The sequence below is a fragment of the Meiothermus granaticius NBRC 107808 genome, assembly GCF_003574355.1.
Taxonomy (GTDB): Bacteria; Deinococcota; Deinococci; order Deinococcales; family Thermaceae; genus Meiothermus; species Meiothermus granaticius.
In genome coordinates this window covers 1-26,659 of record NZ_QWLB01000046.1, presented here as the reverse complement: position 1 = coordinate 26,659, position 26,659 = coordinate 1, and the positions used below count along the sequence as shown (strand labels likewise).

Sequence of the window (26,659 nt, the reverse complement as noted above, 5' to 3'; positions counted from 1 at the left end):
ACCCCCATCCCACCCTCTACCGAGGTGCCCTTCAGCGCCAACACCTTCGCGACAGGCGGCCCTCCCCTGGTGGTCTTCGGCAGCCCGGTGTGCACGGGCACCACCTGTAGCGCCACCAATGGCCGCGGTCTAGCCCGATTCGATGGGGGCTATAAGCTCCCCCCAGCCAACCTGCTCAGCCGCAGCCTCCAGTACAGCAGCGCGGTGCTGGGGCTTGACCGGTACCTCTATGCGGCCCAGGCCAATAGCTCGTTCCTGCGCGTGCTAGACTTCTTCGGCCCCACCGAAAGCCTCACCGCCAGCGGGCTCAACACCCTCACCCTAGACCCTCAGGCCAACACGCCCACCGTGGCTTTGGCCTATATTCCTGTGGTGCAATAGATAAACTTTAGGTATGGACGTTCACCATGTGGGGATCGCGGTCGAAAACCTAGAAGCCGCTGCCCAACCCTACTTCAGCCTGGGGTATAGCCTCGAGGCCGAGGAGCGGGTAGAGGGCCAAGGGGTACAGGTCTGGATGCTGACCCAGAAGGGCTCAGGGACCAGGATTGAACTGCTGCAATCGGTGCGGGAAGACTCCGCGGTGGCCAAATTCATCGCCAAGCGCGGCCCCGGCCTACACCACCTGGCCCTGGCCACCGCGGATATTCAAGCCGAGCTTCAGCGACTCCTGGCCGAGGGCGCACCGCTGATTGACCCCGTGCCTCGCCCCGGCTTTGGTGGGCATCTGGTGGCCTTTATACACCCCAAATGGGCGGGTGGGGTGCTGCTCGAGCTGGTTCAAACCAGGCCCTGAAGCGCCGTTCAAACCAGCGACAGGATGTGATTTCCGGTGGCGGGCAACTGCTGGAGGCGCTCGAGGGCAATCTCTCCGTGCTTGAGCAGGTACATCAAGAAGGGGTACGCCCGCTCCTGCGGACCGTTAGGGGCCAGATGGCGCTGCAGCCGGGCAAACTGCGCCCCGGTGGTGTTCTCCTGATGCAAGGCCGCATCCAAAAGTTTGCGCTTGAGGCGCTCCAGCTCATGGTGAATGCGCACCTGGGCCCGGTGGCGGGGACGGGCCAGGGTGGGATCGGTGAGGAGCTCCCCGAGGGCCTCGAACTCCGCATCCACACGGGACAGGTGAACACACAACCGCTGCACCCGCTCATCCTGGGTGGCCAGAACCTGCTTGAACGCCCCCTCAGGATCGGCCTGGAAGGCCCAGGGATCAAGCCCGTATTTGTTCAGGATGCGCTGGATCGGCGCCTCGAGCACCGTGGCCCCCATGCGGCGAATCACCGCCGGCAGGCTTAGGCCATGCAAACCGTACACCCCACCCAGCTCAGCCACGTAGCGCAGCTCACCCGGCCCCACCACAAAAGCCGCTGTGGGCAGCACCGTATCTTGCAGCACGGGCCGCAGCCCCGCGGCTGGGGTGAGCCGGGAAGGCTCAGCGCGAAGAATTTGCTGCAGCTCCGCTCGGCCATAGCTGCGCTCGCCGTCCCTAAACTGCCCCTCAGCAAAGCGCAGCAACCGGCGGATGCCATCGGGCCCCTCGAGAAACAAGTTGGTAGCCCCCTCGCCCCGGCCCAACCCCGGCTCGAGGCCTGCCCGGCGCATCTCCTGTGCGGTGTGGTTAATGGCCTCCGAAGAGGCCAGGGGGTTCTCTAGCTCCCGCTCCAAGGCAGGGGCGAACAGCGCTGCCAGCTCCGGGGCCATCGGATCCAAAACCACCAGCCCTCGAGGCCCCAGGAATTCCAGCATCAACCGGGCGAAGACCTCGCTGTAGGACCAGTCTCCACCCAGCATGGCCCGACACAACCGCTCCTGTATGGCCGGAAGACCCCCGAAGCGTCCGATCAGGGCGCATACCGACTCAAAGTACGGAGCAAACCGTATGCGTCCAGCCGGATGCGCTGGGGGGAGCTCCAGGCTTAGGGTGTGCGGGCGTTCTTCGAAGTCGAGCAGTTCAACGCTCCGGATTTCCTCGGTGTCGGCGTCTTGCGAAGCGATCCAAAACACCGGAACCAAAGGCCGTTCTGGGGTATCGTGCTCGGCTGCCAGCTTGAGCGCCGAGTGGGCCTTGTAAAAGGTGAAGGCGGGCCCGGTCAGAAGCCCGGCCTGCTGACCGCTGACCGCGGCCCGGCTGTGGGGATGGGCCAGGCGGCGAGCGGCCTCGAGGCTGGCCTGCGGAGCCCCCAGGCGCTTCAGGTACGCGACCAACCCCGCGCTCAAAGCCTCGCGCGGAGCCGACTTAGGGGTGTCCAGCACAGCGGGTAGGTCTTCCAGACCAAAGGGTAAAAAGTGGCGCAGGGCCTCGGACATGACCAGGGGATTCTATCGCGGAAGCAACCCACCGGTAGTAAGGGAAGGTACAAGCCGCGCTGAGACCCAGGTTGGGCCAGGCCCGCTTTATCCTTTCAGCCCCGCGGCCCTCCTCTGAAGGCCATTTTCCAGCGACCCGGTATCAGCTCCCCGGCTCCCACCCTTTGAGCTCGAGGTACAGCCGACCAAACCGCCGGTAGCTCTCCTCATACAGCGTGCTGCTGGGTTCGGCCACCTCTCGGGCCTCTTGGTTGAGCGAAACCAGGCTCTCCGCATCCGGATAGAGGCCCAGTGCGAGCCCCCCCAAAAGGGCCGCCCCTTTGGCCGAGGCCGCCTCCGCTTCCGCAGCCAACAGGCGCTTACCCAGCACATCGGCCAGGAGCTGGCGCCAACGAGGGTCAAGGGTGCCCCCCCCGGCCAGCCGCAGCTCAGGAATCACGGTTCCGGCGCTCTCCAAAGCCTCCATCCCCTGGCGGATGGCGTAGGCCACCCCTTCAAATGCTGCCCGCATCAGGTGGGCCCGGGTATGGCTCAGCCCCAGCCCGGCCCAGGCCCCTCGAGCCTTAGGATCAAGGTGGGGGGTCCGTTCGCCATTCAGATAGGGCAGAAAGCTCAGCCCCTCGCAGCCTGCCCCTACGCTAAAGGCTTCCGCATAGGCCTGTTCCCAGCTCAACCCCAAGAGGTTCCGCACCCACTCGAGCACCAACCCGGCATTTTGCATCGCAGCCATGCTGTACCAACGCCCCGGCACCGCTGCACGGTAGAGGTGGGTACGCAGGGTAGGGTCAATTTGCAGCCGGGTTGCAGGGGCTACGATCTGCGCCCCGCTCCCAACGCTGAGCTGCACCGCACCCGGTCGCAGCAGCCCCGAACCCAGCATGGCCGCGGCGGTATCCCCTGCCCCGGCGGCCACTGGAATCCCGGACCGCAGCCCCAGGTGTCGTGCGGCCTCCACCCCCAGCTCCCCCGCCACGCTCCCCGAAGGCTGCAACGGGGCCAACACCTCGGGGCGCAGTCCCAGCCGTTCGACCAGCTCACCCGACCAGCCATTGGCCTCGAGGTCGTAGAGCAAGGTGGCCGAGGCATCGGAGGGCTCCGCTGCCACCGTGCCGGTCAGTCGCAGCCGCAACCAGTCCTTGGGCTGCAAGGCCCAGTCGGCTTGCCAGTAGGCCAGCTCGTGGTCTCGCAGCCACAGCAGACTGGCCCCGGCCATCCCGGTGGTGATGGGGTTGCCCAGGCGCCTCAGCAGTTCCGGCTCGAGCAGGCGATAAAACAGGAGCTTCTCCCCACTGCGGCGGTCCGCCCAGAGGATGGCGTTCCTGAGGGGGGTACCGTCGGCTCGGGAGAGCACCACCCCGTGCATCTGCCCACTCAGGCCAAGGGCTTGAACCTCCGCTCCTCGATGGCCAACCGCCTCCAAAGCGGCGGCCCCGACCGCCTGCCACCACTCCTGCGGGTCGGTCTCGGCCCAGCCGGGGTGAGGGGAGACCACCGGGTAGGGACGGCTGGCCTGCCCCAGCACCCGCCCCTCAGGATCCATCAGGAGGGCCTTGCACGAACCGGTACCCAGATCGAGGCCGAGCAGCATGTTGCTAAGAATTTATTACAGAATCCCCGCCAACCCCCGCCGGTCCGGTCAACGGGGCTGCACCTTCTGCAGCAGCTCGAGCAGTATAGGAGCCACTTCCGCGCGGCAAGGGGGCTCGCGGCTTAGGCCAGCAGGCCGGCTCGAGCCAGAAGCGCCCTAGGATCAGGATCGCGGCCCATGAAGCGGCGGAATAGCTCGGCGGGGTCTGCCGAGTTGCCCTTGGAGAGCACGTGCTCAACGAACGCCCGACCGGTCATGGGGTTGAAGAGGCCCTCCCGCTTGAATCGGCCAAACGCATCGGCGTCCAGCACCTCGGCCCACTTGTAGGAGTAATACCCCGCAGCATATCCCACCGGTGCGCCGAAAAGGTGGCTGAAGCTGGCGATATAGACCGGGCTCTCCATCAAGGGGACCGGGCTGAACTCCGCCTGTAGCTGCTCGAGGTAGGCCACCACCTCCCTCGAGGGTTCATAGCGGGTGTGCAGATAGAGGTCTTGGGTACCGAACCAAAGCTGGCGGAGGGTGTTGTGGCCCTCACCGTGCGTACGGGCACGCAACATCTTCTGAAACAGGTCCTCAGGGATGGGCTCCCCGCTTTGATAATGGCGGGCAAAGAGGTCCAGGGCCTCGCGTTCCCAGACCCAGTTCTCCATGATCTGGGAGGGCAGCTCGACAAAATCCCAGGGCACCCGGGTCCCGGCCAGGCTCTTGACCTCCACCTCCGAGAGGGCCAGGTGCAGGAAGTGCCCGAACTCGTGAAACACCGTCTCCACTTCGCGCAGGGTGAGCAGGGCGGGTTGGTCACCTACCGGAGGGGTGAGGTTGCCGCAGTTGAGGCCCAGATGGGGCTCGAGCCTCCCCTCGCGTTCACCGGTCCACAGCCCGCTGGCCCAGGCCCCAGCCCGCTTGCTCTCGCGGGGAAACCAGTCGGTATAAAACCGTGCAATCCACTGGCCGTTTCGGCGCACCTCATAGACCCGCACCTCGGGGTGCCAGACCGGAACCCCCTGGATTTCCTCCACCTCCACCCCAAACACCCGGTGGCACAGCTCAAACAGCCCCTTTAGCACGTTGGGCAGGGCAAAGTAAGGCCGCAAGGCCTCGGTGTCGTAGTCGAAGCGGGCTTTACGTTGGCGCTCGAGGTAGTAGCGCACATCCCAGGGTTGAATCGGCGGAGCCTCGGGCCCCTCCAGCTCCCGTCGAAAGGCTTCCAGCTCAGCCCGCTCACGCTCAAACTGGGGCCGGACCTTCTCCGCCAGATCGCGCTCGAAGGCCAGGGCGGTCGCCGCATTCTTGGCCATGCGCTCCTCGAGCACATACTCGGCGAAGTTAGCGTAGCCCAGCAGCTCGGCCTTCTCCTGCCGGAGGGCCAGAATCTCGGCGATCAGCGGGCGGTTGTCGCGGCCCTCCTCGGTGGCTCGAGTCTGGTAGGCCCAGTACACCGCCTCGCGAATCCCCCGGTGCTCGAGGTGGGTCATCAGGGCCAGATAGCTCGGGGCTTGCAGGGTGAACCGGTACCCCTCCCGCCCCTTGCCCAGGGCGCTTTGGCGGGCGGCCTCGAGGGTGCTGGGGGGCAGTCCAGCCACCTGGGAATCCTCCAGATAGAGCTCCCAGTCGGCGGTGGAATCGGTGACATTCTGGCGAAAGCGGGTGGTGAGCTCGGACAAGGCCGTGTGGATGGCTTCTAGGCGGGCTTTTTTCTCCGGCGGCAACTCGGCCCCCTCGCGCCGAAAGCGGTCCAGGCTGAGCCGGAGGAAGCGGGCCTTAGCCGGGCTGAGCCGCTGGGCCTCCTCGGTTTGGGCATAGGCCTGCAGGGCCCGGTACAGCCCCTCGGAGAGCTGCACCCGGGTGTAGAAGGCCGTGACCGCGGGCAGCACCGCGTTATAGGCCGCACGCAGGGCGGGAGTAGTGCAGGTGGCCTCGAGGTGGCTGATCACCCCGAAGGCTCGGCTCAACCTCTCCCCCAAGCGGTCCAAGGCCCCCAGGGTGTTGGCGTAGGTGCGGGGCCCCTGTACCTCCAGAATGGCCTGGAGTTCAGCCTCGGCCTCGGCCATCAGGGCTTGCAGGGCGGGCTCAATGTGCTCCGGTTGAATCCGATCAAAGGGGATCTCGAAATCCAGGTGCTGCAAGGGGTTATCCCGCATAGGCCTAAAGTATACGAACGGAAGGTTAATCCCTCGTTATGAAAACCCCGCTGGGCCAACCTCACCGCGGTCGGAGCCCAAATCCGTCATTCTGACACAGCCAGAAAACACCGGGTAGTCTTGGGAATACCCTGAGCGGGTGGTATACTCGACTGTCATGAACCGAGTGGACAGCATCGTGGTTCGCGGGGCCAAGGAACACAATTTGAAAAACATTACGGTTGAACTGCCCCGGGGGCAGTTCATTGTAATTACCGGGGTTTCTGGCTCTGGCAAAAGCACGCTGGCCTTCGACACCATCTATGCGGAGGGGCAGCGGCGCTATGTTGAATCGCTGTCCAGCTACGCCCGGCAATTTCTAGGGGTGATGGAGAAGCCCGATGTGGAAAGCATCGAGGGGCTTTCCCCGGCCATCTCCATTGACCAGAAGACCACCTCCCATAACCCACGCTCAACGGTGGGCACCGTCACCGAAATCCACGATTATCTGCGCCTCCTGTTTTCCCGGGTGGGCACGGCCTACTGTCCCCACTGCGGACGCCCCATCGAACGGCAGTCGGCTTCGGAGATCACCGATCGGCTCTTCCGCCAGCCCGAGGGAACCAAAGCCATCCTGATGGCCCCGGTGGTGCGGGGGCGCAAAGGCGAGTATCGCAAGGAGTTCCAGCAGCTGCAGAAGGAGGGGTATGCCCGGGTACGGGTGGATGGGATCATCTACCCGCTGGAGGAAGCCCTGGGGCTGCGGCTGGAAAAGTACGAAAAGCACGACATTGACCTGGTGGTGGACCGGGTGGTCTTGAAGCCGGAGGAACGCCCACGCATCGCGGAGTCGGTGGAATTGGCGCTGTTGCGGGGAGAGGGGCTGATGCGGGTGCTGTATCCCGACTCCAATCAGGAGGAGTTGTTCAGCGAGAAGTTTGCCTGCCCGGTTCACGGGAGCGTATTGGAGGAGCTCGAGCCCCGAATCTTCAGCTTCAATGCCCCTTACGGGGCCTGCCCGGATTGCTCTGGGCTGGGCTATAACCAGGTCTTCGACCCCGAGATGGTGGTTAATCCAGAGCTTTCGCTGGCCGAAGGAGCCATCCTCCCCTGGAGCAAGGGCCGCGACAACGGCAAGGGCTACCTGTGGGATCGCTTGCGGGCCCTCTCGGAGCACCTCAGCTTCGACATGAAAACCCCCTTCAAAGCCCTGCCCAAGGACACCCAAAGCGCCATTCTAAACGGGCTCAAAGACCCCTTTGAGGTGGTGTTCCGGCGCAATGGGCGCGAAACCCTGCGCTTCCAGGTGCATTATGAAGGGGTTATCCCCTGGCTCGAGGCCCGCTACACCGAGACCGAGAGCGAGGGATTGCGCGAGGCCCTGGAAGCCTACATGACCCTCAAGCCCTGCCCTAGCTGCGGGGGAACCCGCTACAAGAGGGAAGTCCTGAGCGTGCGCATCGGTAGCTTCAACATCGCCGAGGTCTCCAACCTACCGGTGCGCGAGGCCAAAGCCTTCTTCGAGGGGCTCTCCCAAAACCGCGTGATCGAGGCTTGTCAGGCCTTAGAGCCCTACCGGATTCGGCTCGAGGGGTTGGCCGAGCCCCAAGACCAGCGCAACCTCAGCGATTTTCAGGCCCAGGTCGCCGCCCCAATCTGGCGCGAGGTCACCAGTCGTCTGGGGTTTTTGGAGGATGTGGGGCTGGATTACCTGACCCTAGACCGCTCCGCCAACACCCTCTCTGGGGGCGAAGCCCAGCGCATTCGCCTCGCGACCCAGGTCGGCTCGGGGCTCACCGGGGTGCTCTACGTGCTGGACGAGCCCTCCATCGGGCTGCACCCCAAAGACAACCAGCGCCTGATCGGCACCCTGAAGAAGCTCCGCAACCTCGGCAACACCCTGTTGGTGGTGGAGCATGACGAGGACACCATGCGCGAAGCCGATTGGATTGTGGACATGGGGCCCGGAGCCGGCGTGCATGGCGGGCATGTGGTGGCTGAGGGAACCCTGCAGGACATCATCGCCCATCCCGAGAGCCTGACCGGAGCCTACCTGAGGGGCCAAAAACACATTGAAGTCCCCCCAGTGCGGCGTAAGGGCAACGGCAAAAACCTGGTGATCAAAGGCGCCCGGGAGCATAACCTCAAGAATGTGACCCTTACGGTTCCGCTGGGCCGCTTTGTGGCCATCACTGGCCCTTCGGGATCGGGAAAATCCACCCTGGTACACGATGTGCTCTATGCGGCTTTGGCCAAAGAGCTGATGCGCTCTAAAACCCTTCCGGGAAAGTTCGGCGGCCTCGAGGGGCTCGAGCACCTGGATAAGGTCATCGAGATTGATCAGTCGCCCATTGGTCGCACCCCCCGCTCCAACCCGGCGACCTATACCGGGATCTTCGACGAGATCCGCGAGCTGTTTACCAAGACCCCGGAGGCCCGAAAGCGGGGATATCAGGCCGGGCGCTTCAGCTTTAACGTCAAGGGGGGGCGCTGTGAAGCCTGCGGGGGGGATGGAACCAAGAAGATCGAGATGCTCTTCCTGCCCGACCTCTATGTGCAGTGCGATGTGTGCAAGGGAAAACGCTACAACAAAGAAACCCTGGAGGTTAAGCTGCGGGGCAAAAGCATCGCCGATATCCTGGATATGACCGTAGAGGAGGGGTTGGAGTTCTTTGAAAACATCCCCACCATCGCCCGAAAGCTCCAGCTCATGGTAGATGTGGGGCTCAACTATATGAAGCTGGGACAGCCCTCCCCCACCCTTTCCGGCGGCGAGGCCCAGCGCATCAAGCTCTCCACCGAGCTGGGGCGCAAGAGTACCGGGCGCACCCTCTACATCCTGGACGAGCCCACCACCGGGCTTCACTTTGAGGACACGGCCAAGCTGCTCTCCGTGCTGCACCGGCTGGTTGACGGGGGCAACACCGTGCTGGTGATTGAGCACAACATGGACGTGATCAAAACCGCGGACTGGGTCATTGACCTGGGGCCTGAAGGGGGGGCCCGGGGTGGGGAGATTGTGGCCCAGGGGACCCCCGAGGAGGTGGCCCAGACCAGCAGCCCCACCGGGGCCTTCTTGGCCCGGATTCCCGAAATTGCAGGGCAAATTGCGGTGGCCGCCGATTAGAGCGCTCTTCACAGCCTGTGAAGAGCGCGATAAAGCCTGAGGCACTAGCCCCTGGCCCGGAGGGCCGCTTCGCGAATCCAGGCCGCCACATCCACCCTTTGCCAAGGGTGGGGCCGGATGATGCGCAACACCTCCTGGGGCTCGAGCGCGGCCAGTTGGGCGAAGGTCAGAATCCCTGCTTCCCACAGGCGCTTTTGGTACACCGGGCCGATGCCCTGGATCTTTTCGAGCGGCTCGCGCTTTCCCCTGGCACTGTGCCTGCGGACGGGTTGGGGCGGCTCCTGCCCCTTAGGCGGCACCCCCGGCAGCGGGCCATACCGGGCCGCCTCGGCCGCCCGACGGGCCTCGCGCCCAGCCGCGGTCTGCCTCAGCAGGTCCCCCAGCGGATTGCCCTCCACCGGGGCCTTACCCCGCGAACGGTATAGACTGACATCGGCCTCAGGGAATACCCCATCCAGATCCTCCAGGGCGGAAACCCGCCCCAGGTCTATCCGATCCGCCTCGAGCATCCCATACAGCTCGGCAAAGCGCTCCGCGTGGCCCTCATAGCGGGTCCGGGCATACTCTGTGGCCTGACCACTTTCGATCAGGAAGGGCCAGTCGGAGGATTCCAGCAGCAGCAGCTCGCGCATGAGCTGGCGAAGGGCCCGTCGCGGAGCGTCCAAGCCGTAAGCGAAGCGCTCAGCGGCTTCCACCATCTGGCCCTCCGCCCGGTAGACCAAGCGCCAATAATCAAGGGTGGCCGCATTCAACCAAACCTCGTGCTGTCCCCCCCGTCCCCAGGAACCCTCGGGCAGGGCTATGCGCGGCACCTCTCCCCGAATCACCGCTTGCGCGGTGAGGGCCTGCACCCCTGGAAGGCCCGCCAGCTCGCGAAAAACGGCCTCGAGCCAGGTCATTCCCTCGTACCACCAATGGCCGAACAGCTCAGCATCATAGGCCGCACAGAGCACGCCCTCCGGATGCTTTTCGGCCAACTCCCCGACCCTGGCCACAAAATGCCGGGCATGCTGGATGGCTCGAGCCTGGGCCTCCTCAGGCTGATACGCGGCCTTAGCCCCCAGGTCTACCTGCCGCCCGGTGATGCGGTGGTGGCGCAGCCCAGAAATGGGGTCCTTGCGGTGGTACTCGCGATAGATGGGATCCCCTGGATACCCGTGCTCGGCGCTCCAGACCTGCAGTGTGGTCTCGGGGTTGCGGACCAATACCCGCAGCCCACTGGGCAGCTCGTGAACCCGGTAGGTGGCCTCGCTGCCTTCCATCGGCAGGATCGAGCTCGAGTGCGGCCCCATGGCCAAAGGCTGTCCCCCCTGTACCAGATGGGCATCCACAAAGCTGTAGCGAATCCCGGCCTGATACAACAGTTCATCTACCCCAGCCCGCAACCCAGCCTCGGCCCCGTCCACCGGGGGGTTCCACCATCCGCGCGGGCGGTAGGCCAACTCAGGCAGCCAGTAACCGGTGGGAGCCCGGCGGTAATGTTTGCGGTAGGTCTCGGTACCGGTCTTGATCTGGGCCCACAGGGCCGCATCGGAAGAGAGAAGCGGGGAGTAGGCGTGGGTGGCGCTCGAGGTCACCAGCTCGAGCTGTCCGCGCTCTTGGGCTCGGGCAAAAAACCCGGTCAGGTCGCCGCCCAGTGCCCGGTAGCCCTCGAGGGCACCCAGCCAAAAAGCCAGGGTGTGCTCAGCCGAAGCCGCAAACTCGGTGCCCCGGTACCGCGTGTGGTCATCCTCGGCCCGTCGCAGCCGATCCTGGGCATAGCGTAAAAACCCCTCCTTGACCCGAGGGTCGGCCAGTTGTTCGGAGAGCACCGGGGTCATCCCCAAGGTGAGCGGGGTGGGGATTCCTTCGGCGGCCAGGCGCTCCAAAAGCTGGGCCAGGGGCAGGTATACCTCGGCGATGGCCTCGTAGAGGGTCTCCTCACCAAAAGGCCACATGCCATGAGCCCGCACATAGGGCAGGTGTGCGTGCAGGACCAGCACCAAGCGCATCATCGGTCTCATTTTATCCTGGGCTCGAGCCCCACAAAGTTAGGCCGCCCAGGCCATTTCGAGGCGTATTTCACCGTTCAGTGCACCACCGTTCCAGACCCCTTCAGCGCGGTGGAGATCGGCTCCTCCCCGCGGGCATCGCCAAAAATCACCCGCCCCACCCCACCCTGCACCGCCTCCACCGCTCCCAGTACCTTCTTCTTCATCCGTCCCTGGGCCACGCCCATATACTCTGGGGCCCCGACCCGGGACGCCGGAATCTCCCGAATCAGGCTGGATTCATCCGGGAAATGCGCCAGCAAACCGGGAACATTGGAAAGCAATAGGAGGGCCTCGGCTTGGAATACGGTTGCCACCTTGGCCGCCGCGGTGTCCCCGTCGGTGTTGATGGCCTCCCCCTCGTAGCTCACCGCCGGCGGGGTCAGAACCGGCAGATAGCCTGAGTCCAGCAGGGTCTGGAGAAGCCCCTGATTCACCCGTTCCACCGAGCCGGTGAAATCCCCCCGGTGGATTTTGATCTTACCGTTTTCCACGTACTTAACCGCATCCTTGCGCCTCCCCTCCAGGATGCGCCCATCCAGCCCCGAGAGCCCCACCGCATTGACCCCCTGGCGCTGCAGCAGCTCCACCAGGCGCTTGTTCACCAGGCCGCAGTAGACCATCTCAAAGATCTCGAGCGTCCTGCGGTCGGTCAGGCGTGAGGTCATCCCCCCAGGGTGGGTTAGGAACTGCGGCGGATGCCCCAGGGCCTCGGCGATTTGGTTGGTCTCGGAAGAACCCCCATGCAGCAGAAGCAGTTTCTGCCCGGACTTCCACAGGGCTGCCGCATCCTTGGCAAGGGCTTCGTAGTTGATCCCGGCTGAACCCCCGACTTTTACCACCACCAAACCCATAGCCGCAACATCATACTGTTCTCCCCGAAGCCGCCATAGCCTAGGCTATAGAGCATGATCCGCTGGAGCGAACTCGAGGCCCAGATCCCCTTGGATGAACTCCCCGCCTTTCACCGGGCTTTCCTCGAGCTGCACCGCCCCGAGCTCGAGGCCCAAACCCTGCCCCTGCGCCGGGTGCAGCAGTACGTGGTGCAGACCCTCCACACCCTGGCCCAAAGCGGCCAGGCACGGCAGGTTGGTGAGGATTTCGAGGTCTCGAGCGAGGTCCTCCCCTCAGCCTATAGGGGTTTGGTCTGAGCCCCTACCTCCGGTCGCGGCAGGTTGTTAGACGTTCCGGGCCTGACCCGCTAATATAGTTGAGCTATGCGCGTCATTGTGATCGGTGCGCGGGCCAGTCTGCTCGCGCAGGCCCAAACGAGGTGGGTCGTAGCACGCTTGAAAGAAAACTGGCCCGAGGCCGAGTTCAAAATCCGCACCATTTCCTCTGAGGCCGCTTCTGGTCTGGCTTCAGCCAAGGCCCTGCAAGAGGCCCTGGGCCAGCGCGAAGTGGACATCGCGGTTCATTCCCTCGAGCACCTGCCCACCGGCGAGGTGCTGGGGCAGCACCTGATCGCCGTACCCAAGCGAATCGAGCCGCGCGAGGCCCTGGTAGGGCGCATCGCCAAGCGCTTGGAAGACCTGCCCGACGGGGCTCGAGTGGGGGTGAATACCCTGCGGCGCAAAGCCCAGTTGCTGGCCTACCGCCCCGACCTGCGGGTGCTGAACCTCGAGGGGGATGTGGACGACCGGCTGGCGGCGCTGGGCACCGGGGAGTACGACGCGCTGGTGATGGGGGCCGCCAGCCTGCTGCACCTGGATCTGCGCAACCGCATTGACCAGCTCATAGACCCCGAGCACCTGCTCCCCGCCCCTGGGCAAGGAGCCCTGGGCCTCGAGGTACGCCAGGGCGACGATTGGGCGGAAGAACTGGCCTATAGCCTCAACCATCGCCCCTCCTTTGACCGCATTCGGGCGGAGCGGACCTTTTTGCAAACCCTGGAGGCCGGGGACAACCCTCCCGCTGCGGCCCTGGCCACCCTCGAGTCCGAGGACACCCTGGTGCTGCAGGGGGTGGTCTGCTCCCCCGAAGGCAAAGCGTTTGTACGGGCGGAGATCGAAGGGGACCCCGAGGAAGCGGCTGAGCTGGGCCGCGAGCTGGCCCAAGACTTGCTCAGCGAGGGGGGAAAAGAGATCCTCGAGCAGGCCCGGCTGGCCTCGGCCTGAAGGCGAAGTGTGAGCGCGTCGCAGATTGCTCCAGGCCGGGGCACGGTAGACTAATCCTGATCAACCCGCTCGGGTTTTAAGCCTGGGCTGTTATACTTAGGGATAACGATGGGAATGAAGCGTCTCACCCGCCAGCGCCGCGCCGTGCTCGAGGTTGTGCAGGGGGCCAAAGGGCATCACCCCGATGCCGCCTGGGTCTACGGCGAGGTACGCAAGGTGGTGCCCAACATCAGCCTAGGCACCGTCTACCGCACCCTCGAGGCCCTCACCGAGGAGGGGTATCTGGTCCCTCTGTCGCGTCCTGGGGAGGCGGTTCGCTACGAGGCCAACCTGGATGGCCACCTACACCTGACCTGCCGCAAGTGCGGACAGTTTTTCGACATCGTGGCCTCGCTCCCCGACCTGTTGTCGGAGGTTAAAGCCCGCTACCCGGAGTATGACCTCGAGGGGGTTCAGGTGGAGTACCAGGGGCTCTGCCCAGACTGCAAGCACAACGCCTAGGACCTCGGGCGGTATAGTAAACACCCGATGGTGGGGCTTACCCCTTATCTCCCTTATCTGCTGGCTTTGGGTGTGCTGCTGTTGGCCATTTGGGCGGGTCGGACCGGTGCGGGGCTGATCCGCCAGGCTGGCCGGTTCACCCCGCACCCCGGCGATGATCGCTACTGGGGCTGGGCCGGTTGGGGCTGGTGGGGGCTGGTGGGGCTGGCGGTGGTGTCGCTGTATGCCCATATTTTTCAGCTCGAGTTCCAGCCCTTTCGCGGCTGGGGGGCTCAGCTCGCGGCTTGGTTGGGCTCCAAGGGCATTACCGGGGTGCTGACCCTGGTCCTGGCCTTCACCCTGTACCGCCTGATCCCCTACCTCATGAGCCGTGTTCCCTTGGGCTCCAGCGAGGAGTTTACCCGTGAGCGGGTGCGCCGCCAGACCATTAAATCGGTATTGGAGTCCGCCCTTCGGGTGGTGATCCTGGTGGTGGGCGGGCTGTTCTTCTTCTCCAACCTGGGGCTCAACATCACCGCCTTGGTGACGGGGGTGAGCATCGTCGGGTTGGCGGTGAGCTTTGCGACTCAAAACCTGGTGCGGGACTTCATCAACGGGTTTTTTGTGCTCTTCGAAGACCAGTTCGGTGTGGGGGATGTGATTACGGTGGGAACCGTCACCGGCACGGTGGAGCGCTTCAACCTGCGCATCACCGTGCTGCGCGACCTCGAGGGCCGGGTGCACTTTGTACCCAACTCCGGGCTGGGCATGGTCAGCGTGCTCAGCCGGGACTGGGCTCGAGCCGTGGTGGATATCGCCATCAGCTACCGACAAGACCTGAACCGGGCCCTCTCGGTCTTTACCGACGAGGTCCACCGCTTTTACCATGACCCCGACTGGGAGCCGGTCTTTACCGCGCCCCCCGATGTGGTGGGGGTGCACCAACTCACAGAAACCTCGATTGGGCTGCGGGTGCTCTTCACCACCAAGCCCAAAGAGCAATGGGCGGTGGGGCGGGAGTTCCGCAAGCGGGTGGCGGAGCGTTTCCTGACCGAAAAGGTACTGGTTCCAGCAACCCAGTAAGGGAAAGCCCGCCAAGGCGGTGTGAATTGAACAGGAACACGCAAGACCAGCCAACCGAGGGGGGTGCAGGCCGTGGGTAGCGCCCTCGAGTGGCTGTACACCCAGCAGCGCTTCAACAAACCCGGCCTGGAGCGCATTCGGGAACTGCTGGCCCGGCTCGATCACCCCGAGCGGGCATACCGCTGTGTGCTGGTGGGGGGAACCAACGGCAAAGGCTCTACCACGCTGGCCCTGGCCGAGATTCTGCGGGCCGCTGGGCATCGGGTCGGGCGCTACATCAGCCCGCATGTGGTGCGTTTCCACGAGCGCATGGAGGTGAACGGGGGGGAGATCTCGGAGGGGGAACTCGAGGCCCTCCTGAGCGAGCTCCGACCTCTGGCCGAGGGAATCGGGGCCAGCTTTTTCGAGACCGCGACCACCGCCGCACTGCTGCACTTCAAACGGGCGGGGGTGGAGTGGGCGGTGCTCGAGGTGGGGTTGGGCGGACGCTTCGACGCCACCAACGCGGTGGAGCCGGAGCTTTCCATCGTCACCAACATCGGTCTGGACCACACCGAGATTTTAGGCCCCACCCTGGGCCAGATCGCCCTCGAGAAGGCCGGGATCTTTCGCCCAGGAAAGCTAGCCCTCAGCGGAGCCCAGGGCGAGGGGTTAGAAACCCTGCGGCAAAAGGCAGCACAGCTGGGCAGCAAGCTGCGCGTGCTGGGCGAAGACTTCTGGCTTCGAGAAGTCCAGCCCCTACCCGAAGGGTTGGTGTTCACCCTCGAGGACCAAACCCTGCACCGCTTCAGCACCCCCCTTCTGGGGGTACATCAGGCCCGCAACCTGGCCCTGGCCATCGAGGCCGCCCGGGCCCTGGAGGTGCCCTGGGAGGCCATCGCCCAGGGGTTGGCCGGCCTGCAGCACCCGGGGCGGCTCGAGCGGGTGAAGGCCACCCCTTTTGGGGATCTGTTGCTGGATGGGGCCCACAACCCGGATGGGGCTGTGGCCCTGCGCCAGGCCCTGGAAGACCATTTCCCCCACATGGAGCTTTCACTGGTGCTGGCCCTGTCCCAGGATAAAGACGCCGCCTCTATGGCCGCCGCGTTGGATCTACAGCGCTACAGCAAGGTGGTGCTGACCCGCTACCACTCCCCGCGCTCGAGGCCCCCCGCCGAGCTGCTGCCCTATTTCCCCGGCGCCCTCACCGCCGAACCCCCCGCCGAGGCCCTGCGGCTGGCTCAGCGCATCGAGGGGATAACGGTGGTGGCCGGAAGCCTGTACCTGGTGGGCGAGGTAAAGCGGTTGCTGCTGGGCCTGCCCCCCGAGGAACGCTGGCAGTAAAGGGGCTACTGCAGCAGCAGCCGGGCCAGCTCCGCCGGCTGCTCCTGCTGGGGCAGATGGCCACAGTTGGGGAGGAGGTGGAGCCTTGCCCCAGGAATCCAACCGGCCAAGCGCTGGCCGGACTCGAGCGGAGCAATCTGGTCCTGCTGGCCCCAGATGATCTCTGTGGGCAAGGCGAGCCTGGCCAGCTCCGCCGGGCGGGGACGCCCCCAAAGCCCCTCCCAGGCCAGCCAGCGAAAGGTGGAGAAGAAGGCCCGCTTCTGGTCATCGCTCCAGACTCGAGCCCAGACCCGCTCCCGCAAAAACGCCCGGTCTTCCGGGGGTAGGGCGGCCAGATGGGCATAGTAGGGCTCGAGGGTGGCATAGGCCGCATCCTGCGAAGCCCGCAGAGCGGTGTACATCCGCTCACCCACCCCTGGGGTGAGGAACCGGAGCTGGGCAGCGTTGATCTTTCCTCCTACCGGTGGGCCGTCCACCAACACCAGGCGGCGGGGCAGCTCGGGATGCGATAGGGCCACCCGCAGAACCACCGCTGCCCCCATGGAATTGCCCACCAACACCGCTTGGGGAATCTGGAGGGCGGTGAGCATCGCCACCACCGTCTCGGCGAAGAAGTTGAGGGTATAGGCCCGGTGCGGGTGGTCGCTGCGGCCAAATCCGGGTAGGTCAGGGGCCAGGGTTCGGCGCTGACCCATCAGCAGCGGGAACAGCTTGCGCCAAGTGTCGGCCTCGTCCCCCAAGCCGTGCAGCAGCACGAAGGGAAGCCCATCCCCTCCAGGGCCCTGCGGGCCTGAGTCGTAGAGATGAAGGGTCAGACCGTTGGCCCGGATCTTCCGGGCATAGGGCTGGAGCTCGGCGGGAACGGTGAATTCGGGTTTCATAGGGCCCCTCGAGCAGCGCTCAAGGCCTCAACCAGTCGCCTAAAAGGCGCCGGCATCTCCGGGGCCGCCCCCCCGTCAACCCAGCCGAAGCGCAGGTCCATCAGGTTTCCCATCCCCACCCCCATACCGTGCGGGAACCAGCCGGTGTAGTCGGGGCGCTCCCGCACTTCCTCACCCCCAAACCCCTCACGAAAGCGGTGCACCTCTTTAGGGTGCCCAAAATGGAAGGCGTAGGTCCAGTGCAGCTCTTGCCAGAGAAACCGGGGTTTGAGCGGGGGCTCCGACAGCTCCCCCTTGCGCCGCAAGAACACCCAGGCCCGTCCTGGGCGCAAGCGCAGGGTGGCCTCGAGAACCGTTCCCAAGGCCCCAAAACTGCCCACCAGCGGTCGTACCAAGTCGTAGCCCTGCACGTTTTTGACCGTCCGCCCCCCCGCATGCACCACCTGTCCGGAGGGGGCACGAAAACGCAGCCCCAGCACCTCGCTGGCGAAAAAAAAGGTCTGACCAAAACCCCCGCGCTGCAAAAGCCCATCCACCCCACCGGGCAGCCCTACCGGCGGGAACGGTGGGAAAAGCCCCTCAGGAAGAGCCTCCCAGATCTCTAGCAGCGGCGTATCGCCGGAGACCACCAGCAGTTGGTCGGCGGTGGAAAGCTCGAGCACAGCCACGGCCCCATGTTAAGCCAAAGTTGGGGCAAACCGGGGCCTTGGCCCTACTGGAAGGCTGAGCAGCGCTGCGGGTAGGGGTCGGGACGCAAGCCCAGCCTCTGGCTAAAGCGCAGCACCTGGCCAGAGGCATACTCTGGCCAGCGCGGCCATCCTCCGGGGGCCCCCTCCGCAGCAAAGTGGGTCCAGTAGGCCTGCAAACGGCCTGCCGAGTCCTGAACCTCGGTTTGGGCCGCGTCGGTCAGGTAGAGCAACAGAAAAGGCCAAACCGTGAACGTACCGAACAGCCAGGGGATCTCCGAGCCATGAAAGCTCCCCAGGAAGGGCAACACCGGCGAGGTGTAGTCGAAGAGATAGGCATAGGTTGGGGCAAAGGCCATCTGGGCGCGAAGGGCCGCGTAAGTGGGGCAAAGCAGCACGGAATCGGTGATGAGATAAGCCCAGGCCTCTCCGGCATCCGAATAACGGCGCCGATACTCGGCAATGAGGGCCTCGGCCTGCTCGGGCCGGTAACGCCGCACCTGCTCGGCGAAAGCGGTCCAGTCTCCGACCTCAAGGCGCTCGAGCCAGGCCTCCTGCGTGGCAGCTCCCCCCAGCAGCGGGATCCCCGCGGCCCGACCCTCCCTCAGGGCTTGCAGCGGTACCTGATCCAACACCACGCCGTCGAGATGAGGCTTATACGGCCCCTCAGCAAAGGTCTCGCCGGTTCCGGGGGTGCCGGGATGGGGACCGCTGGTCAGCTTGCGGACCGCCTCATAGGCTTCGCTCCCTTCCGGGGGAAAGAAGCGTTCCCGGGGCAGGGCCCGCAGGCAGGCCAGGTCGTTGGCCGCACAGCCCAAGAGGTGGGCCAGGGCTTGCCCAAACTTGAACCCGCTCTCGAGGGTCTTCACATAGGTACAGCCCCCCGACTCGATCACCGCTTTCTGAAACAACCCTTTGGCCAAAGGGCTGGCCAGCAGGGTACAGACCGACATCCCCCCGGCCGACTGGCCAAAAATCGTGACGTTGTGGGGGTTACCGCCGAAGGCGGCGATGTTGTTTTGCACCCAGCGCAAGGCCTCGAGCTGGTCTAGGGTGCCATAGTTCCCTACCCGCCGCTGGGGGTCTTCGGCCTGCAGGGCCGGAAGGGCCAGGTAACCAAACACCCCCAGGCGGTAGTTAAAGCTCACCACCACCACCCCCCTCGAGGCCAGATGGGTCCCATCGTAGATGGGCTCGCCTGAGGAACCCCCGGTAAAACTGCCGCCGTGAATCCAGGCCATTACCGGCCATCCCCCCTCCGGAGGGGTCCCCAGGGGCACCCAGACGTTCAGGCTCAGGCAGTCTTCGGATTGTGGGGGGAGGAACCCGCCCAGACGGGTGGTCAGCACACTGCGCTGAGGACACGCGGGGCCCACCTGGGTGGCCTGGAGCACCCCCTTCCAGGGCCCCGCTGCCACCGGGGCCTTCCAGCGCTCGGCGTGGGCATAGGGGATGCCCAGAAAGTAGGCTACCTGGGCGGCCGGGTTCACCCCCCCTTGAATCGCTCCTCTGGGGGTGAGCAAGTAAGCAGGCTGGGCGAGGGAATAACCAAGGATAACCAACAGGGCCAACCAACGCATGGCTCTAGGATGCTGGGAGAACACCAATTCCATTTGTAGTCCGCACCCGCAGTTCAAGCAAAAACCGGGCTAAGGAAAAGATTAAGCCGTCTGGTAGCTAAAGATTCGGTCAAGGCCAAGGTTAAGTTTCGCTGACCCTGGCTTCATGGCCACCCAGGGCGGGGTCTCTAGGCTGGATTACAGGAGGACTCGAGATGAAACGACTGCTCACAACCGGCTTACTAGGGGTGGGGCTGCTGGCCCAGGCCACCCCGGTGTTTAATCCCCAGAGCATCATCGTCAACCCGGTACCCACCGACCTCAGCGTGCAGACCTGGGTGGACAAAGACCCCAACGGCTACTCCAACGCCACCTATGCCATCGGCGAGAACATCCGCATCTATGTCCGGGTTAACCAGGATGCCTATGTCTACCTGTTCAACATCAATGCGGGCGGTCAGATTGACCTGATCCAACCCAATCCCTACAGCAACCAGAGTTTCATGCGGGCCGGGGAGACTCGAGCCTTTCCTGCCCAAGGAGCGCGGTATCAGTTCACCATTGACGGGCCGGTCGGCACCGACCAGGTGTTGGCGGTGGCCAGCCGCTCCCCGCTCTCGCTGGCCCAGATGGCCGATATCCGCAGCGGTCAGATGCGCCTTTCAGGGGCTGGGAATCTGGCCCGGGCCCTTTCCATCGTGGTCACCCCATTGCCCGATCGAGACTGGGTTAGCGATACCGTGAGTTACCGGGTGGTGGGGCCGTACGGCAACCTTCCCAACCCCCAGCCGGCCTATCCCACGCCGCAGCCGGTGTATGCCCCACCCGTTGTGGTCGTGATCAACCCCATTCCTGGCTGGCCGGTGGTCTGGGAAAACCGCGGCGACCGCAGCTACTCGGTGACCTACCGCAGCCGGGCCCTACAGGAGGTCTACAGCTACTACAACCGCGACCTCAGCGCTAAAGGCTGGCAGCAAGTGCGTTACCAAACGCGTGGAGACCGGGGCAAGCCCGAATACTGGGCCGAGTACCGACGGGGGGGCGAGCAGGTTCGCCTTCAGATTCGCCTCGAGCGTGGCCAGGTGCGGCTTGACCTCTTCTGGGAACCCAGCCAGTGGGAGTGGGACCGGGCCTATGACCGGGACAACAACTGAGCTTTAGGCCCGCCTCGAGCCGGGGCAACCCGGCTCTTTGGGTTGCGGGGCTCGAGGGCCTGGTGGTTTTTATCGCGCCCTTAGAGCGCTCTAAGGAACGGTCAGATCGGCCCGGTTGCCCGCCAGGTCTACCGCAATGATGGTGGCCCGCCGAGTCGGAACCTCGATGAAAAAACTCACCTCTTTGCCCTTGGGCAGCGATAGGGGGCTGAAGGTGTTGCCATACTGCACCACCACCCGGTCTATACCGGTATCGTCCAAGGCTTTACCGGAGATCTGCAAGCTGCCCTCCGTCTTGGCCGGGATACTCACCGTGGTGCCATCGGGGTTGGTACGGGTCTGGGCCGGACTGATCACTTTGGTGACCCACTCCGCTCGATCAATCTTGATCTGGGGCGGGCGGGCATCCAGCACCAAGGGCAGGCGCACCGTGCGGCTCTGGCCCTGGCTGTCGGTCGCCTCTACCTTGAGCTCGACCGTCCCAGAGGTGGGGGCCTGCAGCTTGAAGCTGAAGCGCACCAACTTCTGCCCACGGTTGCTGGTGCTGAGCAACTCCTGACCCATGGCCTTTACGCTCTGCACCCCCGTGTCGTCGAGGACATAGCCCTCCACCCGCAGCGAACGCTTGGAAATGACCCCGCTGCTGGGCTGGGTAATGCCGATGAGGGGGGGCTGCGCATCGGCGGGGCGCTGGCAGCTCACCAGGGTCAGACCCAGCCCCCCCGCCAACAGCCCAAACCGCAGCCAGGGAAGCCAAAAAAGATGAAGGGGCGACTGCACCCCTCCATCCTAACCGGGCCGTGGATTTATTGGCTGAACAGCAGGCCAAACTTGGAGCCAAACCCGAAGCCGAAGCCGGTACCAAAGCCGCCAAAAGCGGTACCAAAGCCGATCGCAGGGCCCAGCTGAAGCTCACCGAAGAGGGCCAGTTGCGGGTTGAGCTGGTATTGCAGACCCCCCAGGCCGTGCACAAACACCGAGCCAAAGAACTCGCCGCCGGCAAGGAAAGCGTCAAAGGTAGCTCCCGCACCAAAGTAGTAGCCGAGCCCCGGCGTCGAGCCCAGGTCGCCCTTGCCGATCATGTAATCAGCGCCCACTTCAATCCCAAAGGGGAAGACGATGCCTGCGCTATAACGCAGGGGATCGCTATTGAATACCGCACCGATGCTCCCCGAAAAAGGGTAGCTAAACCCCGCGTACACCCCAAAGTTTTGTGCCGAGGCTAGAGATAAGGCGAAAACAGCGACCAAACCGATGAGCAATTTTTTCATGGCGATACCTCCACTGAGAAGTCTAGCATGAGTGCGGCGTGTAAAGAAAGTTAGAAACCGCATCTAGGGCCTTCTCGAGGCCACTCTACCTTCCCTGCCGTTACTCGAGCGTTATAAACCCGTAGCCTCGGGGATGGCTTAATATCCCCACTGCCGCCCCAAAATCTGGCTGTGGACCGGGCCTCAGGCTGAGATGGCTACGTGGTATAGAGGGCGTTGATCCGTACGTATTCCTCGGTTAGATCACAGCCCCATGCGGTTCCCTGGCCCTCTCCCAGACCCAGGTCTACCTCTACGATCACCTCCTCGACCTTCATGGCGGCGCTGACCGCCGAGCGCTCGAAGGGAAGCACCCGGCCATCAAACAGGGGGATTCCCTGCAAGGAAATCCGCGTACTGGACTCGCGCATCTCCACCCCGCTCTTCCCTATGGCCATCATCACCCGGCCCCAGTTGGGATCATTGCCGTACACCGCGCTCTTCCACAAGGGGCTCGAGGCTACGCTGAGGGCGGCCCGCCGTGCCTCAGCATCGGACAGCGCCCCCAAAACCCTCACCGTGAGCAGCTTGGTCGCCCCTTCCCCATCGCGCGCAAGTTGGCGCGCCAGGGAAACACAAACCCCCTCTACCGCCCGCCAAAACTCGCCCAGCTCCACAGCCCCAGCCGCACCGTTGGCCAGCAAAACTGCCATATCGTTGGTCGAGGTGTCGGTGTCTACCGAGACCTGGTTGAAGCTGCAATCCACCACCCCTTTCCAGCCCCGGCGCAGCTCGTCCTGGGCTACCTCCGCATCGGTGAGCACATAGGCCAGCATGGTGGCCAGGTTGGGCTGGATCATCCCGCTGCCCTTGCATATTCCCACCACCCTCGAGCCGTTGGAGAGGGTGGCTTCGGCCTTCTTAGGGGCCAGATCGGTGGTCAGGATGGCCTCCAAAAACGGCTCGACCTCGAGCCCCAGACCAATCCCAGGCAGCCCCGCCGCCACCTTTTCCAGCGGCAAGGGTTGGCCGATCACCCCGGTTGATCCGGTCAGCACCGCCTCGGGGGGAATTCCAAGCTGGGCAGCCGCCAGCTCGGCCATCCCCCGGTCGGCCTGCACCCCTTGGGCACCGGTGGCACAGTTAGCGTTGCCGGCGTTGACGATCAGGGCCTGAAGCGCCCCTCCAGCCGCATACAGGCTACGGCTGCGGTCCACACAGGGTGCGCTGGCTCGGTTGAGGGTTCCTACAAAAGCCCATGCACACGGAGTTTCGGAAGAAAGCAAGGCCAGATCGGGTTTACCTGAGGGCTTGATGCCCGCTCGAGTGGCCCCTGCACTAAAACCAAGGGGGAGTCTCATGGCGCTAGCTTATCGCTCCCTCCCCACCAGCCCCAAGTTCCCCACGGTCAGCAGGGCGCATCCTCTGTGTATTCATAGTTACGGTCCCCTGAAAGCCCCAGCATCAGGTCAATGTTCTGCACGGCGGCCCCCGCGGCCCCTTTGCCCAGGTTATCCAATCTGGCCACCAGCAGGGCCTGTTCCTTAGCCGGATGATCAAAAACGAAGAGCTCGAGCAGGTTGGTACCGTTGAGGGCTTGGGGGTCTAAGGCCCGTTCCGCCGAACCCACCCGCTCCAGCGGCATCACCCGCACAAACCGCTGTCCGGCGTAGTGCTGCTGCAGAGCCGCCTGCAGCTCCTCCCCGCGCACCGGTTTAGGCAAGGCCCAGAGGTGCAGCGGCACATGCACCAGCATCCCCTGAGCCCAATTCCCCACCGAGGGGATAAAGAGGGGATCGCGGGCCAGCCTCGAGTACCGCACGATCTCCGGAACGTGCTTGTGGGCCAACCCCAGGCCATATAGCCGATACGAGCCGGCCAAGTAGTGTTCCCCCTCCCCTCGCATGGCGCGGATCAGGCTGCGCCCCCCACCGCTATAGCCGGAAGCCCCCTGGACAAATACCGGGTGCTCAGCAGGGAGCAGCCCGGCCTCAACCAAAGGCCGCAGCAAGGCGATGGCCCCGGTTGAATAGCAGCCCGGGTTGGCCACACGTCCGGCGGTGCGAATGCGTTCGGGCTGATCCGGCTCGAGCTCGGGAAACCCAAACACCCACCCCTCGGCCACCCGGTGGGCCGTGCTGGCATCCAAAACCCGAGTGGCAGGGTTCTCAATCATCCCCACCGCGGCACGGGCCAGGTCATCGGAGAGGCAAAGCACCGCCAAATCGGCCTCGTTCAAGAGGCGCTTCCGTTCGGCCTGGTCCTTGCGCCGAGCCGGGTCGATGGAGAGCAGCTCGAGGTCCTCTCGGCCTTGTAGGCGGCCCCGGATCTGAAGCCCGGTGGTCCCGGCCTCACCGTCAATGAAAATCTTGGGCTTAGGCATGGCTCAACCCAGCAGGTGATACAGAAGGGCCTTTTGCGCGTGCAGGCGGTTCTCGGCCTGGTCGAAGACCCGGCTCTTGGGGTGCAGGGTGGCCTCCTCCACCACCTCCTCGCCGTAGTGGGCGGGCAAGCAGTGGAGAAAAATTCCATCGGGGTCAATCAGCTCGAGCATGGCCGGGTTCACCTGGAAACCGGCGAAGTCCTTGATTTTGCGCTTCTGGCTGGCCTCGGCCTCCTGGCCCATCGAAACCCAGACATCGGTATAGAGCACCTGGGCCCCCTCGGCGGCAGCACGGGGGTCATGGGTGAGGGTGATGTTGGCGCCCAACTTGAGGGCTTCCATGTAGATGATCGCGTTGGGTTCGTAGCCGCGGGGGGTGGCGATGGTCAGCTTTGCGCCCGAAAGCACCGCACACTGGATGTGGGCGTTGGCCATGTTGTTGCCATCGCCAATATAGGCCACCTTGAGCCCCCTGGTGTCGGGAAAGGTTTCCTCGATGGTCTGGTAGTCGGCCAGCAACTGCACCGGGTGTAGCAGGTCGGACAGGCCGTTGATAACGGGCTTGGAAGCGTACTGAGCCAACTCTTCCACAGTGGAGTGCAGGTAGACCCGGGCCATGATGCCCTCCACCCAGCGCTCGAGGTTCAACGCAATATCGCGCACCGGCTCGCGGGTGCCCAGGCCAATCTCGGCGTTGGTCAGATTCACCGCATGGCCCCCGAGCTGGTTCATGGCCACCTCAAAGGTGGTGCGGGTACGCAGGCTGGGTTTCTCGAAGATCATGGCCAGGGTCTGGCCCTCGAGCGGACGCAACCCCTTGAAAGCCCCTCGCTTCATGGCGTGGGCGGTGTCCAGCACGCTGCGGTATTCCGCCGGGGAAAGATCCAGGTTGGAAAGAAAGTCACGCCCTTTCAGACTGGCGACAGGTTTGAGGCTTTCGACCACAGATGCTCCTCTCAGGGCTCGCATAACTACGCAAGCAAGGGCTTGATTATACACCAGGTGGGGTGCCTGCCCGGCCCGCCCAATTTGGTACTGGCCTACATTCTTTGTATACAAAAGATTTTACTTGACAATAGTTCATGATGGAAGTAAGTTAGTGGGGTGACGGAGTGGAGCGTGCTCACCCGGATGTGGAAGCTGATGCGGAGCCTGCAGCTCGAGGTCGCCCCGGCCTTCGAGGGGATGGGGTTGGCCCATAACGACCACTGGCTGTTGGCCACGGTAGATCAGCACCCCTACCCCACCGAGATCGTGAACGCCACCAAGTTTCCGGCCCCTACCGTAAGCCAGATGCTTAAGCGGCTCGAGACCCTGGGCCTGGTGAAACGCTCGCTCGACCCAAATGACCTGCGGCGCTACCGCTTCGATCTGACCGAACAGGGGCGCCAGACCAACGAACTGGGGAGGCAACTGATGGAAAAAGCTATTGGCAAACGACTGTCGCGGCTCGAGGCCCATGAGCAGCAGGAATTGATCTGGCTTTTGGATCGAATGATTGCCGAACCCCTACCTGCTAAGGAGTGATCGCAATGGCCCAACCGGTTCCCAACCCAACCCCCAACCCAGGCGGAATGAGCCGAGAGGTGCGGTTTACCCTCATCGGCATCATGCTGGGGCTGTTCCTGGCCGCCTTGGATCAGACCATCGTCTCCACCGCCCTACCCAAGATCATCGCCGACCTCAACGGCACCGACCTCTACGCCTGGGTCGTCACCAGCTACCTCCTCACCTCGACCATCTCGGCGCCCATCTTTGGCCGCCTCACCGAGTTGTTTAGCCGTAAGTCCATCCTGCTGATCGCGATACTGATCTTCCTGGGGGGCTCGGCCTTGAGCGGCCTGAGCCAGAACATGCCCGAGCTGATTCTCTTCCGCGGGCTCCAGGGTATCGGGGGCGGGGCCTTGTTCTCCCTAGCCCTCACCACCATTGCCGTGCTGTTCCCACCGCGTGATCGCGGGCGTATCGGTGGACTATTTGGCGCGATCTTCGGGATCAGCAGCGCGATCGGGCCCTGGCTGGGGGGGCTCCTTACCGACCACCTCTCCTGGCACTGGGTGTTTTACATCAATATGCCGGTGGGCTTGGTCGCGCTGTTCTTCATCACCCGCTACATGCCCCGCCTGCGGCCTGAGGGGGAGCGCCCCCCTTTCGATTATGCTGGGGCGATCCTGCTGGTGAGCTGGGCGGTTCCGCTCATACTGGCCTTTTCCTGGGGTGGAAGCACCTACGCCTGGACCTCCCCCCGCATCCTCTTCCTGTTCGCGGTCAGCGCGGTGGGCCTGGCCCTATGGATCTGGTCCCAGCTCCGCGAGCCGCATCCCCTCTTGGATCTGAGCATCTTCCGCATCCGCACCTTCAGCCTAGCCTCGATAGCAACCTTCTTCTATGGCCCGGCCTTTCTGGGAGCGGTGGCTTTCCTGCCGCTGTACCTTCAGGTGGTGACTTACCCCACGGCTAAAGCCGGGGGCTTCTGGGGTCTACGAGCATGAGCAACCTCACCGCTCTCGCCCAGGGGCAAGCCCTGCCCATCTGCGGACGGGTACACGCCCCGTCCCATTCTCAGGA

At 64.2% G+C, this 26,659-nt stretch carries 23 protein-coding genes and 1 pseudogene; 11 read left to right on the top strand and 13 right to left on the bottom strand.

All coding sequences use genetic code 11. The annotated features are described in order from the left end of the window. Positions 1 to 381: hypothetical protein (locus tag Mgrana_RS16880; RefSeq protein ID WP_420845927.1), on the top strand; the 381-nt coding region annotated here is incomplete at its 5' end. 13 nt (positions 382 to 394) lie between these two features. Continuing rightward, positions 395 to 796 (top strand): methylmalonyl-CoA epimerase, encoded by a 402-nt coding sequence (mce, locus tag Mgrana_RS13920; RefSeq protein WP_119358207.1) that lies wholly within the window; start codon positions 395 to 397, stop codon positions 794 to 796. Positions 797 to 804: 8 nt separating this feature from the next. Here the strand turns inward: mce and bshC are convergent, their stop codons facing one another. From bshC to Mgrana_RS13905, 3 genes are all read right to left on the bottom strand, one after another. Then, entirely contained in the window at positions 805 to 2,307 is a 1,503-nt protein-coding gene (bshC, locus tag Mgrana_RS13915; RefSeq protein ID WP_119358206.1) for a bacillithiol biosynthesis cysteine-adding enzyme BshC, read from the bottom strand. A gap of 142 nt (positions 2,308 to 2,449) precedes the next feature. Further along, entirely contained in the window at positions 2,450 to 3,895 is a 1,446-nt protein-coding gene (gene xylB / locus Mgrana_RS13910) for a xylulokinase (RefSeq protein WP_119358205.1), read from the bottom strand. Positions 3,896 to 4,017: 122 nt separating this feature from the next. Further along, on the bottom strand, positions 4,018 to 6,039 hold the full coding sequence (locus Mgrana_RS13905; protein ID WP_119358204.1) for a M3 family metallopeptidase: 2,022 nt from the start codon (positions 6,037 to 6,039) through the stop codon (positions 4,018 to 4,020). Positions 6,040 to 6,205: 166 nt separating this feature from the next. Here Mgrana_RS13905 and uvrA point away from each other — a divergent pair, with 166 nt between their 5' ends. Next, on the top strand, positions 6,206 to 9,145 hold the full coding sequence (uvrA, locus tag Mgrana_RS13900) for an excinuclease ABC subunit UvrA (protein ID WP_119358212.1): 2,940 nt from the start codon (positions 6,206 to 6,208) through the stop codon (positions 9,143 to 9,145). A 44-nt stretch (positions 9,146 to 9,189) separates the two neighbouring features. Here uvrA and Mgrana_RS13895 read toward each other — a convergent pair whose 3' ends face one another. Both Mgrana_RS13895 and Mgrana_RS13890 read right to left on the bottom strand, forming a co-directional pair. Beyond that, positions 9,190 to 11,139 carry a 1,4-alpha-glucan branching protein gene (locus tag Mgrana_RS13895; protein WP_119358203.1) on the bottom strand — a complete coding sequence of 650 codons (1,950 nt, stop codon included), beginning with the start codon at positions 11,137 to 11,139 and terminating at the stop codon, positions 9,190 to 9,192. Between the two features lie 74 nt (positions 11,140 to 11,213). Then, entirely contained in the window at positions 11,214 to 12,023 is an 810-nt protein-coding gene (locus Mgrana_RS13890; protein WP_119358211.1) for a [LysW]-aminoadipate kinase, read from the bottom strand. A gap of 60 nt (positions 12,024 to 12,083) precedes the next feature. On the opposite strand from Mgrana_RS13890, the gene Mgrana_RS13885 reads away from it, so the two are divergent. The 5 genes from Mgrana_RS13885 to Mgrana_RS13865 all read left to right on the top strand — a co-directional run bounded on the left by Mgrana_RS13885 (position 12,084) and on the right by Mgrana_RS13865 (position 16,178). After that, positions 12,084 to 12,326 carry a hypothetical protein gene (locus tag Mgrana_RS13885; RefSeq protein WP_119358202.1) on the top strand — a complete coding sequence of 81 codons (243 nt, stop codon included), beginning with the start codon at positions 12,084 to 12,086 and terminating at the stop codon, positions 12,324 to 12,326. Positions 12,327 to 12,392: 66 nt separating this feature from the next. Beyond that, positions 12,393 to 13,292, top strand: coding sequence for a hydroxymethylbilane synthase (gene hemC / locus Mgrana_RS13880; RefSeq protein WP_119358201.1), 900 nt, complete (start codon positions 12,393 to 12,395; stop codon positions 13,290 to 13,292). Positions 13,293 to 13,400: 108 nt separating this feature from the next. Next, complete coding sequence (perR, locus tag Mgrana_RS13875; protein ID WP_170146492.1) at positions 13,401 to 13,793, top strand: manganese-dependent transcriptional regulator PerR; 393 nt, start codon at positions 13,401 to 13,403, stop codon at positions 13,791 to 13,793. A 27-nt stretch (positions 13,794 to 13,820) separates the two neighbouring features. Then, complete coding sequence (locus Mgrana_RS13870; RefSeq protein ID WP_119358199.1) at positions 13,821 to 14,855, top strand: mechanosensitive ion channel family protein; 1,035 nt, start codon at positions 13,821 to 13,823, stop codon at positions 14,853 to 14,855. Positions 14,856 to 14,927: 72 nt separating this feature from the next. Then, complete coding sequence (locus Mgrana_RS13865) at positions 14,928 to 16,178, top strand: bifunctional folylpolyglutamate synthase/dihydrofolate synthase (RefSeq protein WP_119358210.1); 1,251 nt, start codon at positions 14,928 to 14,930, stop codon at positions 16,176 to 16,178. Positions 16,179 to 16,183: 5 nt separating this feature from the next. Here Mgrana_RS13865 and Mgrana_RS13860 read toward each other — a convergent pair whose 3' ends face one another. Genes Mgrana_RS13860 through Mgrana_RS13850 form a run of 3 tightly spaced genes read right to left on the bottom strand, consistent with a single transcriptional unit; the run spans position 16,184 to position 19,325 of the window. Continuing rightward, entirely contained in the window at positions 16,184 to 17,059 is an 876-nt protein-coding gene (locus Mgrana_RS13860; RefSeq protein WP_119358198.1) for an alpha/beta fold hydrolase, read from the bottom strand. Next, a complete protein-coding gene (locus Mgrana_RS13855; protein WP_186813132.1) occupies positions 17,056 to 17,727 on the bottom strand; it encodes an FAD-binding oxidoreductase in 672 nt (223 codons plus the stop codon). The genes Mgrana_RS13860 and Mgrana_RS13855 overlap by 4 nt, the downstream gene beginning before the upstream one ends. Before the next feature lie 44 nt (positions 17,728 to 17,771). Then, entirely contained in the window at positions 17,772 to 19,325 is a 1,554-nt protein-coding gene (locus Mgrana_RS13850; RefSeq protein WP_119358197.1) for a carboxylesterase/lipase family protein, read from the bottom strand. Between the two features lie 194 nt (positions 19,326 to 19,519). Between Mgrana_RS13850 and Mgrana_RS13845 the strand changes: the two genes are divergently transcribed. Then, the gene (locus Mgrana_RS13845; RefSeq protein WP_119358196.1) at positions 19,520 to 20,458 is read left to right on the top strand and encodes a DUF4384 domain-containing protein; all 939 of its coding nucleotides are present in this window, start codon (positions 19,520 to 19,522) and stop codon (positions 20,456 to 20,458) included. 90 nt (positions 20,459 to 20,548) lie between these two features. Here Mgrana_RS13845 and Mgrana_RS13840 read toward each other — a convergent pair whose 3' ends face one another. The 5 genes from Mgrana_RS13840 to argF form a co-directional block, all read right to left on the bottom strand. Beyond that, entirely contained in the window at positions 20,549 to 21,238 is a 690-nt protein-coding gene (locus Mgrana_RS13840; RefSeq protein ID WP_240631383.1) for a hypothetical protein, read from the bottom strand. Between the two features lie 26 nt (positions 21,239 to 21,264). Continuing rightward, a complete protein-coding gene (locus Mgrana_RS13835) occupies positions 21,265 to 21,729 on the bottom strand; it encodes a hypothetical protein (protein WP_119358195.1) in 465 nt (154 codons plus the stop codon). A 197-nt stretch (positions 21,730 to 21,926) separates the two neighbouring features. Continuing rightward, positions 21,927 to 23,069, bottom strand: coding sequence for a bifunctional glutamate N-acetyltransferase/amino-acid acetyltransferase ArgJ (gene argJ, locus Mgrana_RS13830; RefSeq protein ID WP_119358194.1), 1,143 nt, complete (start codon positions 23,067 to 23,069; stop codon positions 21,927 to 21,929). A gap of 47 nt (positions 23,070 to 23,116) precedes the next feature. Continuing rightward, positions 23,117 to 24,091, bottom strand: coding sequence for an N-acetyl-gamma-glutamyl-phosphate reductase (argC, locus tag Mgrana_RS13825; RefSeq protein ID WP_119358193.1), 975 nt, complete (start codon positions 24,089 to 24,091; stop codon positions 23,117 to 23,119). Positions 24,092 to 24,094: 3 nt separating this feature from the next. Then, positions 24,095 to 25,036 carry an ornithine carbamoyltransferase gene (gene argF, locus Mgrana_RS13820; RefSeq protein ID WP_119358192.1) on the bottom strand — a complete coding sequence of 314 codons (942 nt, stop codon included), beginning with the start codon at positions 25,034 to 25,036 and terminating at the stop codon, positions 24,095 to 24,097. Between the two features lie 159 nt (positions 25,037 to 25,195). Between argF and Mgrana_RS13815 the strand changes: the two genes are divergently transcribed. After that, on the top strand, positions 25,196 to 25,618 hold the full coding sequence (locus Mgrana_RS13815; protein ID WP_240631382.1) for a MarR family winged helix-turn-helix transcriptional regulator: 423 nt from the start codon (positions 25,196 to 25,198) through the stop codon (positions 25,616 to 25,618). 5 nt (positions 25,619 to 25,623) lie between these two features. Beyond that, positions 25,624 to 26,562 (top strand): annotated as a pseudogene (locus Mgrana_RS13810) (MFS transporter); the annotation flags it as partial. Positions 26,563 to 26,659: the final 97 nt, after the last annotated feature.

Bases quoted from the DNA above. Each gene is read 5' to 3' on its own strand.
- bshC (WP_119358206.1), bottom strand. From the start codon at position 2,307: ATGTCCGAGGCCCTGCGCCACTTTTTACCCTTTGGTCTGGAAGACCTA.
- xylB (WP_119358205.1), bottom strand. From the start codon at position 3,895: ATGCTGCTCGGCCTCGATCTGGGTACCGGTTCGTGCAAGGCCCTCCTG.
- Mgrana_RS13885 (WP_119358202.1), top strand. From the start codon at position 12,084: ATGATCCGCTGGAGCGAACTCGAGGCCCAGATCCCCTTGGATGAACTC.
- hemC (WP_119358201.1), top strand. From the start codon at position 12,393: ATGCGCGTCATTGTGATCGGTGCGCGGGCCAGTCTGCTCGCGCAGGCC.
- Mgrana_RS13905 (WP_119358204.1), bottom strand. From the start codon at position 6,039: ATGCGGGATAACCCCTTGCAGCACCTGGATTTCGAGATCCCCTTTGAT.
- Mgrana_RS13895 (WP_119358203.1), bottom strand. From the start codon at position 11,139: ATGATGCGCTTGGTGCTGGTCCTGCACGCACACCTGCCCTATGTGCGG.
- Mgrana_RS13845 (WP_119358196.1), top strand. From the start codon at position 19,520: ATGAAACGACTGCTCACAACCGGCTTACTAGGGGTGGGGCTGCTGGCC.
- Mgrana_RS13835 (WP_119358195.1), bottom strand. From the start codon at position 21,729: ATGAAAAAATTGCTCATCGGTTTGGTCGCTGTTTTCGCCTTATCTCTA.
- argC (WP_119358193.1), bottom strand. From the start codon at position 24,091: ATGCCTAAGCCCAAGATTTTCATTGACGGTGAGGCCGGGACCACCGGG.
- argJ (WP_119358194.1), bottom strand. From the start codon at position 23,069: ATGAGACTCCCCCTTGGTTTTAGTGCAGGGGCCACTCGAGCGGGCATC.
- Mgrana_RS13870 (WP_119358199.1), top strand. From the start codon at position 13,821: ATGGTGGGGCTTACCCCTTATCTCCCTTATCTGCTGGCTTTGGGTGTG.
- perR (WP_170146492.1), top strand. From the start codon at position 13,401: ATGGGAATGAAGCGTCTCACCCGCCAGCGCCGCGCCGTGCTCGAGGTT.
- mce (WP_119358207.1), top strand. From the start codon at position 395: ATGGACGTTCACCATGTGGGGATCGCGGTCGAAAACCTAGAAGCCGCT.
- Mgrana_RS13860 (WP_119358198.1), bottom strand. From the start codon at position 17,059: ATGAAACCCGAATTCACCGTTCCCGCCGAGCTCCAGCCCTATGCCCGG.
- Mgrana_RS13850 (WP_119358197.1), bottom strand. From the start codon at position 19,325: ATGCGTTGGTTGGCCCTGTTGGTTATCCTTGGTTATTCCCTCGCCCAG.